The sequence below is a fragment of the Aquisalimonas sp. genome, assembly GCF_007120195.1.
Taxonomy (GTDB): domain Bacteria; phylum Pseudomonadota; class Gammaproteobacteria; order Nitrococcales; family Aquisalimonadaceae; genus Aquisalimonas.
Window position 1 is genome coordinate 1 of record NZ_SKOG01000067.1, and the last position, 12,030, is coordinate 12,030.

Sequence of the window (12,030 nt, forward strand, 5' to 3'; positions counted from 1 at the left end):
AACCTGAACAGGGGCTGGATGCTGTAGAAGCGGGTGGTCGGCGGCTTGAACCAGAAGCCGAAGTGGACCCATGACTGGATCTCACCCACGCCGGTGCCGAACAGACCACTGCCCGCGCCCTTGGCCCAGTTGTGGTAGTTCTTGCAGCTGCCACCGGTGAGCAGCGTCTGCGAGGTGATCGCAGCGGCCTCGGTGAGCTTGTCCTGGACATCGTCGTCCGCGAAGGCGGCGACCCAGGTCGGCCTGATCAACTGCGCGCCCTGGGGCAGAAAGGTTCCCTCGACCTCGATCTGGGCCGCGGCAGGGAGGCGCTCCTGGGACTCGGCATCCATCTGCGCCTTGATGACCTCCAGTTCCTTCTCCGCCCTGGCGGTAAGCTCGCGCTCGAGGGTGTCCAAATGGCCAACCTTGAGTCCCGCCTCCTCGATGGCCTTGATCCCCTGCCGGTAGTTTTCTTCGGCAGTGGCCGCTTCTCGGCGTTTCCTGGCGATCAGCTTCGCCATCTCCTGGTTTTGCTCGTCGATGATCTCGCGGGTGATTCGCTCTTGCAGTTCGTCCACTGAATAGGTGCAGTTCATGGTGATGTCTCCGTGTGGATGAAGGGTTGCTTCAGGCGGTGACGATCTCGACGCCGAGGGCCATCAGCACGTTGGCGATGTTGTTGTGCACGGTGACCTCACTGGAGCCGGCAAACAGTAATCCCGTGGCCTTGCGATCGGCCCGGCTCATGAGCAGGGAGCCCGAATCGCCGCCCTGGGACATGTTGGTGGTCAGGATCTGATTGCGGAAATAGGCGGTGCCCGCATCGAAGCTGACGGCCACCGTGGCGTCGATGCCGACAACCTGACCGGTGGTGGTCTGGGTGGTCCGCCCGCTCTTGACGACGTCCATCCCCAGGGTGGCCTCCACGGTCCCGGTGGGGATGCCCAGACCGACCACCGAGGCGATCACCAGGCGTTGATCCGTGGGCAGGGCCAGCGCGGCGTCCACCAGGTTGTAGCGGTCGGGGTGCCCGACGCGGATCGGCACGAAGCGCGCCAGCCGGGCCACGATGTCGGCCGGTAGCGTCCCCCCGTCAACGGCGCCGGGCTGGAGGATGGGGTCACCGATGCTGGCCGCATTGGAATTGGCAAGCACGTGGTTGTTGCTGAGGATGTACACCCGGCAGGGAGGGCATACCTCTCGCACCAGGCAACCGAAGGTTCCCGCCGTGACGTTAGGATGACCGATGCTGTAGCCCGGCTTGAGCGGGCGAATGCGGGCGTTGAAGGTCTGCGCCTCGAGACGCCCTATGGCCTGCACATCAGTAACGGCCTCGACTTCTCCAGCCGGCACGGAGACCTTCAGGCTCTTGGGCACGATATCGCCCTTGTGCAGCTTGTCCTCCGGTAGCTTTTCGTCAACATAAACCACGACGGTCAGTTCTTTGGTTAGCTTGCCTTTGCTTTCCTTGAAGCCGATGCCTACACCCTGCACGTGGGCCAGCGCTAGCAGATCCTTTTCACTGATTTCCTTGACTTCTTGCACCGTCGCTAATTGGGTTCCGTACTCTTGAGGTGCCATGTGACTCTCTCCTTTCCTGTAACTTCAGGCGTTGGTGGAGGTTCCGAATGCATCCTTGTGGGGTGTCCATGCCCATCCCTGAAATCCGTTCCAGTCAGGCTATGTTTGTTAGCGAGCGGGCAATAGGTGCTATTGCACAGGCCGGCAGTGCGTTATTTACTATTTTGGAAGGAGAGGGAAGTGAACGGATGCTGGCGGGTTACGCTTAGTGCTGCGTTTCATAAATGATGTCCGGGTCCATCTCTATCAACGATCGAGGCTCGAACGGCTGTGTCGGCAGATCAGTCGGCCGGCAATTGCAGAAAAGCGCCTGTCGCTCACGCCGAACGGCAATATTCGCTACCAGCTAAAGACGCCTTGCCGCGACGGCACGACCCACGTCATGTGACTCCGGACATCCTGCCCTCCGCCCTTCGGGCCAGCCTGCGGCGGGGGCGATGCGGATCATCGCGTGCATCGAGGAGCCGGAGGTCATCGAGACGCTCCCCGCCCACCTGGATGCGACAGCGTCGGAGCCCGAAGCCCGAGGGGCCGCCGTGCCGAGCGCCACCGCAGCGGAGTCTGTTCGACGAGATGGGTTGAGCCCACGCTGACATCGTTTGGGCTGTGCCGTCAGCGGCGCGGCAACGGCGCCGCCTGTCCAGAAAACGGGCGGGAGGGGGAGAAGTGCGCCGACGAGCCCGTCGGCGGGCCGGATACGGGGGAGCGTGACGTCAACCTGAGCACCGATGGGCAAGCCGGAGCGGCCCGCCGACGGCAGGTGCCGACGCCGATCAGGCGGAACTACCCGCTGCGAGCCACCGAAAAGGTGGTTTGTACTGCCTAAGCTCCGATGGAATTCCTGATGCTGCGCGCTGGTGGCCTGATTTTGCTCGAACCGGCTTTCAGGAAAGTGGGGTCACCAGAGTCAGATCGGGGAAACAGGTCTTATAGCGACCTTCATCGGCGGTGGCGAGACGGGCCTTGAGGATGAGCGCGTGAGCACCGATGAAGAAATCGGGCAGGGGTGTGGCGGGAGCATCCTTGTCGCTTTCGCGTTTGCGCCGGGCGCGGTACTCGGCAAAGGCCGTGGCGCAGACCGGGGCGGTTGCAGCGGGCAGATCGACGATGTCGACACCCCATGAGCGAATCCGCTCGGCAACCGTGCCGGGATGCTGGTCTCCGACGCAGAGTTCCGCCACCACAATCGGATTGACCATCGCCCCTTCGCCAACCACCGATTCTGCGATGACCTCACGCGACCAGTCGTAGAACGGGGATTCCGAATCGAAAGCGTAGATCAGCACATTGGTATCAAGGAACGTCATGGTTCCCGTGTCAGGCGCTTGAGCGCATCCCAGCTCATCCGTGCAGTCAGCGGGGCACTTTCCAGTGCCGCCTTGACCTCCTCGGTAGTATGGGTGCCGGTAACCGAAGGATGAATCAATTTCACCAGCACATACCGTCCGTCCTCGCCGCGTTGTACATCGAAGACATCGCCCGGATTCGCTCCGGGAAGTACCACGCGTTTCTTCTGGTCGGCAATCGCGATGCTCATGGTGGGATGATCCCACTATAGGGGTGACCCTGTCAACAGTACCATCCCGTTCCCGCTCAGATCCGCAGCCCGGCTGTTGTCCGAACCGCTTACGTCGACGTCATCGCACCAGCTGATTCAGATCGGCGGAAGAGTGTATTTGGCAGGACGCCGAGACCCTCGGTCGCCATGCGACCCTGGATCGGTCCCTTTGTATTCCGCTGCTGGCGCAGCTCATGGAGCAACCCCAGGAGGTCTGGGCGACATTCCGGAAGTCGAGCCGCACCGGGCGCGTGGCCATGCGCGTCTCGGCGCTCCAAGTCGTGGACACCGGGCGCGATCGGCCCATGCCCCTCATGCTGTATGCGCAGCCGGCATGCTGGTCGGATGGACGATGATGCCGCGCAGGGAGCGGTCGCTGACCAAGCTGCGCAAGGGGCCGGCTGCTGCAAGAAATGGACAGCTCGGCCGCAGCTTCCGACGGCCTTAGAACAGTCGCCGGAGATTTATTGGGGTTTCGGGCTGGCGGCGAGGGATATTGGCGCCTCGTAGCCCCTCCTAATCAGCGATTTCGCGTTAACCATCCCTAAAAGGGTGTTTATGCTTCCTATACCCGGCTAGTGTAGCTGTAGCGGACGAAATGCAGGGTATTACCGCATGGCAAACCAAACCCAAGCCGTGGAGCGACTTTACGACCTGGTGGCCAACGAGGAAGACGCGCGCGTCTGCCAGGACATCTCCGAGGACGCCTGCCGGGAAGTGCCACGCAATTTCTTCCTGATACTGGGCAGCTTGGTGCTGACCAAGCTCGGCGACCTGCTGATCAGCCCTAAGACCGTGCTGGCCTGGCTGATGGGCACGGTGGGTGCACCGTCGGGCCTGGTGGCCTGGCTGGTGCCGATTCGCGAATCCGGCTCCATGGTGCCGCAGCTGGCGATCGGTGCCTGGGTGCGCCGCCATCCCCGGCGGGGTGGCTTCTGGGTACTGGGCAGCGCCCTGCAGGGCGGCAGTGTGGCGGGCATGGCGCTGGCCGTTTGGCTGCTGGAGGGTGCCTCTGCCGGCTACGCCATTATCGCCCTGCTGGTGCTTTTCAGCTTGAGCCGTGGATTGTGCTCGGTGGCGCTCAAGGACGTACAGGGCAAGTGCGTCCCCAAAAGCCGGCGCGGTCGCCTCACCGGGCTGGCCTCCACCGCTGCGGGGGCACTGACCGCCTTGCTGTCGGCGGTGCTGTTCCTGGGTCAGGATCCGGACAAGCTGTTTTACAGCGCGCTGCTGTTGGCGGCGGCATTGATCTGGCTGAGCGCGGCGGCAATGTTCTCGCGCATCGAAGAAGAGCCCGGCGAGACCGGTGGGGGCGGCAATACCCTGCGCGAGGCCTTCGACAGCCTGGCGCTGCTGCGTGACGACGCCCCCTTCCGGCACTTTGTCATCACCCGCGCCCTGCTGCTGTGCTCGGCGCTGGCGGCGCCGTTCTTTGTGGTGATGGCCCAGCAGAGCCACCCGGGTGGCGCCCTGTTGGGCGGCTTTCTGCTGGCCAGCGCCCTGGCCTCCAGTCTGTCGGCCTCAGTGTGGGGCTATATGGCGGATCGCTCCAGCCGCCAGGTGATGATTGTCGGTGCCGCGCTGGCGAGCCTCACCTGCCTGCTGGTGGGCGCCGCCGCTCTGGTCTTCGAAACCCAAATGGGCGCTCTGGTGTGGCTGGTGCCGGCGGCTTATTTCGCGCTCAGCGTTGCCCACGCCGGCGTGCGCATCGGGCGTAAGACCTATCTGCTTGACATGGCCGGTGGCAACAAACGCACCGACTATGTGGCGGTCAGCAATACCGCCATCGGCCTGCTGCTGTTGGTGACCGGCGGGCTCAGCGCGCTGGCATCACTGATTTCCACCGCCGCGGTACTCCTGATGCTGGGGCTGATGGGGCTGGCCGGCTGCATGAGCGCGCTCAGATTAAGGGAGGTGTAGCTCGCCGCCGTGCTCTATTAAGGTATGCCGTTTCCACCTTTATGGGAAAATAGGAGAACAGTGTGCTCCATCATTTGAGCGGACGCGGTGTGACGGCACACCGTTTGCTGCAGTTTCGGTGGCCCGCGCCCCTCACGGGCGACATTGGGCGGGTCAACCAAGGCGAACCTCGCTTCGTGACCCTGGGCGCTGATTCGCTGTGTCGAATTCTGATCGTAGTCCACACACCGCGCGGAGATTAGGTCGCGCGCAATACTCGTAGAGCGTGCAACCAAAGCAGATACGCCGGCGGCACTGCTCGCCCGCGTGGCGGACGCGGTGCCGGCGAGTCGCTTCCTGGGCGAGGACATCTGCGACCAGACCCGCCGGGTGCTGCGCGACGACACTGGCGGCGCCGAGGGAGTGATCCTGCACTGGGGAATGAAGGACGACGCTGTCGCCGGCCGCGATTACCGGGTGACGATGGAACAAGGCGACGCGGGCTGGCAGGTCACCACGGTGTCCATGCGGCTGCAGTGTCGCCTCGGCATCAGTGAGAAGGGGGTATGCCAGTGACACCGGAGCGGCGGCGTGAACTGTTTGCCGGCGGCGCACTGAGCGCTGCCGTGCTGTTTTGGGCCGGCAACGCTGTGGTAGGCCGCGGCGTGGTGGGCGAGATTCCGCCCATCGCCCTGTCGTTCTGGCGCTGGGTATTCGCGCTACTCCTGCTGTTGCCCCTGGCATGGCCGCACCTGGCCCGCTCCATGCCAGCCCTGCGCCAGCACGTCGTGCTCCTCATGGTGCTCGGCCTCCTCAGTGCGGGGCTTTTCAACACACTGCTCTACGGCGCCGCCGTCACCACCACGGCAGTGAACATCTCGCTCATCAACGCCACGATGCCCGTGGTCATCGCCGTCGCGGCCTGGGTGAGCGCCACCGAGCGCCTGACCCGGCGCCAGGCGCTGGGCCTCGCCGTCGCGCTGCCGGGCGTGCTGGTGATCATCTCCCAGGGCTCCCTGGAGCGGCTGCTGTCGCTCACCCTGGCACCGGGTGATTTGCTGATGCTGGTGGCGATCACCTCCTGGGCGATTTACTCGGTGCTGCTGCGACGCCATCCACTGGGGCTGCACCCGGTGGTACTGTTGACGGCGCTGGTGGCCCTGGCGTTGCCGTTCATCTTCGTGATCTACCTGGTTGAGCTGCTGGCCGGCGTTACCTTTACGCCGACGCTCGGCCACGCACCGGCATTCCTGTACGTGGCGATTTTCCCGTCCATTTTGTCGTACCTGGGCTGGAATTACGGCGTGAAGGTCATCGGGCCGGGCAAGTCCGGCATGTTCTTGTACCTGATGCCCTTGTTCACGGCCGCTCTGGCCCTGCCGTTGCTGGGCGAGCGACTCTACGGCTACCACGGCGTCGGCGCCGCACTGATCCTTCTGGGACTGTACCTGGCCACCTGGCGCGGTCGACACTAACGTTTAAGGCGATTCCCGCGCCGGGTGTCGGCTACGCGCTGAGTCGCTTGCCGTGGTGGAGCACATGCACTCAACTCACTTGCGGGCTGAGCGTGGACCTGGCCCATGCTGGGCTGCGGGTTCTCGGCCGGAATGACGGACTCCCGGAGCTACCGGCCATCGAGGTTGCTCTGTATCGCAGTCCCCGACCGCCGGCGGCGCGACAGCTCGCGATGCAACGCCAGGAACGGCTTGTGGGCACGCGAGTTGTTGAGTGAGGCCGCGCAAGAGCGTCAGGTGCACAATCGATTGTGACCGTCAATCCCAAGGACTTTCCGGCCTCTGCGCTGGAGCCGTTCGGCATGGAAGCCCTCGATCGCGACCGCTGAGAGGGCGCTGTTCGACCCTTACCGGGCAGTCGCCGGGGACGGCTGAGTACCCCCCTCTCGAGCGGAAAGCCGACGCTCACGACCCGAGGCCGCGGTCGCGGCACGGGCATCGAATCCGGCGGTGGCGACGCCAGCAGAGAATCCGCCCGAGACGATCCGGCGGTCTCCCGCCCGCTACCTCTGGGTCAGGCCGCTCGCGCGCATCTACCATCGCCTTCATCACCGAGGCGCTGCCCGTGCGCGCCATCCTGGAGTCCATCGGCGAACCCGCCCCCTATCGCCCCAGCGCGAGGACCGCCGCATTGGGACGAAGAGGCTACGGAGAATGCCATCGATGCCAAGGCATGCGCTGCGGGCGATTCCTACGCCCAACCCGGGCCGGAGTACGCGCAACGGCCAGCGGGTGTCCTGGTCAAGCGCCGCCGAGAGGCTGCTGACCCCGCCATTGCCGCTTTCCGGAAACACGCCCACGGCCAACCGGAAAATCCGTCTCCAACACCCCGCGCAAGCCGATTTCGGCCGCCCGGGCGGCCTCCGCTGCTCACAAGGGGCTTGCGTTGGGACTTGACGGTACTCTTGGGTGAAGTGATATTGCGGCGAAGGCGGTTGGATTTCCTATCGCTCTTGGAAATGGCATCACATCCAGAATCGCGCGGAACCGAATCCGATAACACAACCTTTTACCCTCTGCGGCCGCCGTCTCCGGCGGCGGTGTTCGGCCTGCCGTTAACACATTCCCAGAGAAAACCTATCTCTCCGTTCTCCCTGAGGCGGGCTCCCGGAACGGGATGTCAGAGACTGCCACAGATCCAATAGCCACGTGCCGCCCACAGAGCATTCGACCTTAAGCGCGCTAGCGCACCGATGCAGTGCAGGGATCTCTGTATTCTGAAGTTCAGGGAGATCCACAGGCATCCTGCAACGATCTCACGCACGAAAGGAGATCCACAATGAACCAACTTCCCTTGGATCACCCGAGCCGACAGCTGCGCCTATTTACCTGTCTGGTTCTGATGGTATTGGTGCTTGGCGCCTGCGCTTCCACACCAGTGCCACCCAACGACGCCCTGATTGCAGCGCGCGACGCCATCGTAACGGCTGAGCAGGCCGGTGCACGCCAACATGCCGGATCGGAACTCGACGAAGCCCGCGATCAGTTGATGAAAGCGGAGCAGGCCGTCAGCAACGAAGATATGGTCACGGCGGAGCGTCATGCCGAACGGGCACGTGTTTCTGCAGAGCTCGCTTCGGCACAGAGTGAATCGTCAAGAGCCCTCGCCATTAACCGCGAGATGGAAAGGGGGGCCGAAGCTCTGACCGAGGAAATGCGGCGTACAGGAGAGCAGAAATGAACCATTCAACCAACAACAGGACCTTGCTTGCAGCTGCTATCTCAGTATCGCTCTTCCTGGGTGGCTGCGCAGCCACATCGGAAAGTCCGCAAGGTGCCGCCGACGTACGCAATAGATTGGACGCCCTTCAGAACAACCCGGATCTGGCCAATCGCACCCGGCTTGAACTGAGAGCTGCTGAAGAGGCGGTGCAACTTGCCGAAAGACCGCTTTCAGCAGCGCAGTCCGATCTGGGGGAACACCGGGTCTATATGGCCGACCGGAAGGTTGAGATTGCCAGTGCCCGAGCCACCACACTGCACGCCGAAGCCCAGCGCGAGCGACTCAGTGCGGAACGTGGTGAAGCTCGGTTGGCCGCACGCACCAGTGAAGTCGCGCGCGCTCGTGATGATGCCAGAAGCGCGAGGGGTGAGGCGGACGCTGCCCGGGCGTCGGAGATGTCATCAGCTGCCGCCTCGGCTGTCGAAGCACAACGTCTGGCCGGGGAAATGCAGCAGCAAATTGACGACCTTCAAGCGGAAGTCACCGACCGGGGACTTGTCCTGACATTGGGTGATGTGCTTTTCGCTACCGGGAGTTCGGATCTTCAGCACGGCACAAATGCCAATCTGGATAAACTGGTGAGTTTTCTGAATGATCACCCGCAGCGCAATGTGCTGGTGGAGGGGCATACCGACAATGTGGGCGGAAAGGAACTTAACCAGGCACTATCACTGCGACGTGCTGAAACGGTCCGCAACTACCTCACTGGGAAAGGCATTGAATCAGAGCGTCTAACTGCCGAGGGAATTGGCATGGATCGTCCGATTGCTGACAACAACACCCCCACCGGTCGACAGCAAAACCGCCGGGTGGAGATTGTTATCGGCCACACCTATCCCGCAGCGGGCCTGGACTCGCGTTAAAAGAATGAAACGGGGGAGTCGTTTCCCCCCCGTTTCGGCTGCAAACTGGTACAACGGCGTTCAACGCTGTGGGCCGATAAAAGCTCAAACGGCTGAGTATCTCTGTTTACTGGGCGCAATAACCACCATCAAATAGATAAGTATTGCCATTGCATCCACTTGCATCATCGGAAAACAGCATAGTCTTCATGGCGGCGCATTCTTCGTTTGTGACATAGCGCTCAAGTGGAATACGCGAGGCGAACATTTTATGGACTTCGTCCCCATGGCCCCATATCGTTACACACAACTCACGGCCCGGCGGCGTTATAGGCGGCGAGTGCGAGGACGAAGTCGCGAGTGCGTTGGAGGCCAATCCAGATACTCTTGTTGCCGGGCGGGCCATCGTGCTTGCGGTTGAGGAGGCCACCGAAGCCGGCGAGCATGCGCACGATGGTGTCGAGCGGCGGCGGTTCATCGGGTGGTTGGGTGTGTTGGCTCACGATGTAGATGGCATGCCATGCTTCTGTCTCGAAGGCGACCTCGCAGGGCAGGTCGGGACAGCGCCGCGCGGTCATGCGCAGCAGCATTACGCGCCAGGCGATACGCTGCTGTCCTGCCCAACATTGCCGCAGGGGGTCGCCGGGAGCGTTGACTCCCGGCGACACGGCCCAAGCATTACGGATCAGTGACCGGAATGCCCCGCTGCGATCTGCGTCCGATCGATGCCGCACTGCTCGTCCAGCGCGACGCTCTCCTCCTCGCCCACCGGGATGGTGAGCGCGCCCTCCTCGGGTGCCCCAAGGAGCGTGGCGATGACCACGGTCTCCTGCTCAGCGCTCGGGTTGTAGGCGGTGTGCACGGTGTCCCCGGGATCGACGAGCGCCGTTCCCGGCCCGTACTCGCGTTTGACACAGTCCTCGGCGAAGACGAATACGAACTCGCCCTCGGCGATGCTGATCAGCACGGTGCCGGGGTGCGTGTGCCAGGGGAACACGGCGCCGGGCTGGATGGTGAACTTCACCACCACCACGGTGGAGGCGTCCTCGATGTCGACCGTTTGCTGCGGCAGGCCGTCGAGTGCCTGGGTGATCTGGACCGAGACGTGATCCGTGAACGTATGCCGCTCCGTAATCGGCTCCGCCGCGATCGGCTCCGGCTCGGCACGGACATCGGACACGGCCCCGAGCAACGACGCCGCCAGTGTGACTTGGGCGATGGCGCCGGCGATGACGGTAGTGAACAATTGCTTGCGCATGGCATCCTCCCATTGGTTTGCGTTTCAGCGCGCCCGCGGCGGGTCGGGCCTTTAGCGGCGCGTGCCGCGGACGACCTGGTAGGTGCGGGGCACGGTGATGCCGAGCTCGTCGGCAAAGCTGTCATGAAACGCCGTGAACTCCTCCTCGAAGCGCGCGCGCCGCTCCGCGTTCAGCTTGCCGGCAAGCGTGCGCACGGGGCCGTAGCCTTCCGAGAAGGTGCGCCACGCGGTGCGCCCGTTGGGCTCGCGGTAGTACGACGTCCCGTTCTCGAAGCCAAGATCGAAGGCCTCACCCAGCAGCTCGGGCACGCGCTCCGGTCGGCCCCACTCGAACGGAGACGGCGGCGGTGTTCCCTGCGGAGCGGGCATGTAGCGCTTGATGATCTTGAACATCTCGAAGACGTTGCCGTCCGGTGTCCAGACGGCGAGCACGAGCCGTCCGCCTGGCCGGCAGACCCGCGCTAGCTCCGCGGCGGCATCCTCGGGCCGCTGGGCGAACATGACGCCGAACGTGGAGAGAAGGGCATCGAACGCTCCGTCGTCGAAGGGCAGCGCCTCCGCATCACCCTCCAGGAAGTCGATTCCGAACCCCCGCGCCGATGCACGCTCGTGGGCGTCCGCCAGCAGTTCGGTGGCGAAGTCCACACCAGTGACTTCACAGCCGCGCTCGGCCAGGCGGCGGGCAGCCCAGCCGGTGCCCGTGGCCATATCGAGGATGCGCATCCCGGGCGCGGGTTCAAGCCGGTTGATCGCGTGCTCAATGGCATCGAGTATCCCGCGGCTCACCTCGTCATAGGCTGCTCCGCCACTGGACCAGACCGCCGACGGGCCAACATTGTGGTCGCGGATCGGGCTCTTTTCGAATTGCCGTGCTACTGTCATGACATGTCTCCCTTACGATGGCCTGGCGCGCTGACTCGCGCCATGGGTCGAGCATCGCCAGGCGGTGGCTGCGCCGCTAGTTCAGAATCTGAACCGGACATACAGCGCATCCGCGTCCACACTGCACATGGAAGGTGCAGCGGAGGTATGCCATGTCGGGGCAACAGGGCTACGGCCAGTTCTGTCCGGTCGCGAAGGCGTCCGAGATCCTCACGACACGTTGGACCCCGCTGATCATGCGCGAGCTGGTGAGCGGGTCGTCCGGCTTCAACGAGATCCACCGCGGTGTGCCGCTCATGTCGCGCGCGTTGCTCTCCCGGCGGCTGCGGGAGCTCATGGCAGCTGGCGTCGTGGTCCGCGACGAGCACGGCCGCTACCGGCTCACTGAGGCCGGCGGCGCACTGGGGCCGATTATTATCGCCATGGGAATATGGGGCCAACAATGGGTGGAGAGCGCGGCCGACGGCCCGGACTGGGATGCCGGCGTGCTCATGTGGGACATGCGCCGGCGCATCGACACCGCCGCCCTGCCGGCGGGCCGCACGGTTCTCCAGTTCGACTACAGCGATGCGCCGACCGAGATGAGCCGATGGTGGCTGCTGATTGAAGACGACGACATCGATCTCTGCCAGTCCGATCCGGGGTTCGACGTGGATCTCTACATCGCCAGCACCGTTCGCGTCATGGGGCGCGTGTGGATCGGGCAGCGTCCCCTCGCCCCGGCGATTGACCGCGGCGAGATCCGCGTGCACGGCCGGGTCGATCTCGCCCGCAGCCTCCCCAGGTGGATG

The 12,030-nt window shown here is 63.8% G+C and carries 14 protein-coding genes and 2 pseudogenes; 8 read left to right on the forward strand and 8 right to left on the reverse strand.

Annotation, left to right across the window (positions count from 1 at the left end; genetic code table 11):
• Both QZT63_RS05450 and QZT63_RS05455 read right to left on the reverse strand, forming a co-directional pair.
• The coding region (locus QZT63_RS05450) for a hypothetical protein (RefSeq protein ID WP_290649261.1) at positions 1 to 578 on the reverse strand (578 nt) is incomplete at its 3' end.
• A gap of 31 nt (positions 579 to 609) precedes the next feature.
• Complete coding sequence (locus QZT63_RS05455) at positions 610 to 1,563, reverse strand: hypothetical protein (protein WP_290649262.1); 954 nt, start codon at positions 1,561 to 1,563, stop codon at positions 610 to 612.
• 247 nt (positions 1,564 to 1,810) lie between these two features.
• On the opposite strand from QZT63_RS05455, the pseudogene QZT63_RS05460 reads away from it, so the two are divergent.
• Positions 1,811 to 1,948 (forward strand): annotated as a pseudogene (locus tag QZT63_RS05460) (transposase); the annotation flags it as partial.
• Positions 1,949 to 2,447: 499 nt separating this feature from the next.
• On the opposite strand, the gene QZT63_RS05465 reads toward QZT63_RS05460, so the two are convergent.
• Together QZT63_RS05465 and QZT63_RS05470 are read right to left on the reverse strand one after the other, a co-directional pair.
• The gene (locus QZT63_RS05465) at positions 2,448 to 2,870 is read right to left on the reverse strand and encodes a type II toxin-antitoxin system VapC family toxin (RefSeq protein ID WP_290649263.1); all 423 of its coding nucleotides are present in this window, start codon (positions 2,868 to 2,870) and stop codon (positions 2,448 to 2,450) included.
• Positions 2,867 to 3,100 (reverse strand): hypothetical protein, encoded by a 234-nt coding sequence (locus tag QZT63_RS05470; RefSeq protein ID WP_290649264.1) that lies wholly within the window; start codon positions 3,098 to 3,100, stop codon positions 2,867 to 2,869. The genes QZT63_RS05465 and QZT63_RS05470 overlap by 4 nt, the downstream gene beginning before the upstream one ends.
• A gap of 215 nt (positions 3,101 to 3,315) precedes the next feature.
• Here QZT63_RS05470 and QZT63_RS05475 point away from each other — a divergent pair, with 215 nt between their 5' ends.
• From QZT63_RS05475 to QZT63_RS05500, 6 genes are all read left to right on the forward strand, one after another.
• Positions 3,316 to 3,477, forward strand: a complete 162-nt coding sequence (locus QZT63_RS05475) for a hypothetical protein (protein WP_290649265.1) — start codon at positions 3,316 to 3,318, stop codon at positions 3,475 to 3,477.
• A gap of 259 nt (positions 3,478 to 3,736) precedes the next feature.
• The gene (locus QZT63_RS05480; protein WP_290649266.1) at positions 3,737 to 5,041 is read left to right on the forward strand and encodes an MFS transporter; all 1,305 of its coding nucleotides are present in this window, start codon (positions 3,737 to 3,739) and stop codon (positions 5,039 to 5,041) included.
• A 318-nt stretch (positions 5,042 to 5,359) separates the two neighbouring features.
• Positions 5,360 to 5,596 (forward strand): hypothetical protein, encoded by a 237-nt coding sequence (locus tag QZT63_RS05485; protein WP_290649268.1) that lies wholly within the window; start codon positions 5,360 to 5,362, stop codon positions 5,594 to 5,596.
• On the forward strand, positions 5,587 to 6,495 hold the full coding sequence (locus QZT63_RS05490) for a DMT family transporter (RefSeq protein WP_290649270.1): 909 nt from the start codon (positions 5,587 to 5,589) through the stop codon (positions 6,493 to 6,495). Before QZT63_RS05485 ends, QZT63_RS05490 begins: the two co-directional genes overlap by 10 nt.
• A gap of 1,318 nt (positions 6,496 to 7,813) precedes the next feature.
• Complete coding sequence (locus tag QZT63_RS05495; protein ID WP_290649272.1) at positions 7,814 to 8,215, forward strand: DUF4398 domain-containing protein; 402 nt, start codon at positions 7,814 to 7,816, stop codon at positions 8,213 to 8,215.
• The gene (locus QZT63_RS05500) at positions 8,212 to 9,120 is read left to right on the forward strand and encodes an OmpA family protein (RefSeq protein WP_290649274.1); all 909 of its coding nucleotides are present in this window, start codon (positions 8,212 to 8,214) and stop codon (positions 9,118 to 9,120) included. Before QZT63_RS05495 ends, QZT63_RS05500 begins: the two co-directional genes overlap by 4 nt.
• Positions 9,121 to 9,226: 106 nt before the next feature.
• On the opposite strand, the pseudogene QZT63_RS05505 reads toward QZT63_RS05500, so the two are convergent.
• The 4 genes and pseudogenes from QZT63_RS05505 to QZT63_RS05520 form a co-directional block, all read right to left on the reverse strand.
• Positions 9,227 to 9,391, reverse strand: a pseudogene (locus QZT63_RS05505) (SDR family oxidoreductase); the annotation flags it as partial.
• Positions 9,392 to 9,410: 19 nt separating this feature from the next.
• Positions 9,411 to 9,833: an IS4 family transposase gene (locus tag QZT63_RS05510; RefSeq protein ID WP_366636046.1), complete on the reverse strand. Its 423-nt coding sequence runs from the start codon at positions 9,831 to 9,833 to the stop codon at positions 9,411 to 9,413.
• On the reverse strand, positions 9,785 to 10,357 hold the full coding sequence (locus QZT63_RS05515) for a cupin domain-containing protein (protein ID WP_290649278.1): 573 nt from the start codon (positions 10,355 to 10,357) through the stop codon (positions 9,785 to 9,787). The genes QZT63_RS05510 and QZT63_RS05515 overlap by 49 nt, the downstream gene beginning before the upstream one ends.
• Positions 10,358 to 10,408: 51 nt before the next feature.
• Positions 10,409 to 11,239, reverse strand: a complete 831-nt coding sequence (locus QZT63_RS05520; protein WP_290649280.1) for a class I SAM-dependent methyltransferase — start codon at positions 11,237 to 11,239, stop codon at positions 10,409 to 10,411.
• A gap of 152 nt (positions 11,240 to 11,391) precedes the next feature.
• Here QZT63_RS05520 and QZT63_RS05525 point away from each other — a divergent pair.
• The coding region (locus QZT63_RS05525) for a helix-turn-helix domain-containing protein (RefSeq protein ID WP_290649282.1) at positions 11,392 to 12,030 on the forward strand (639 nt) is incomplete at its 3' end.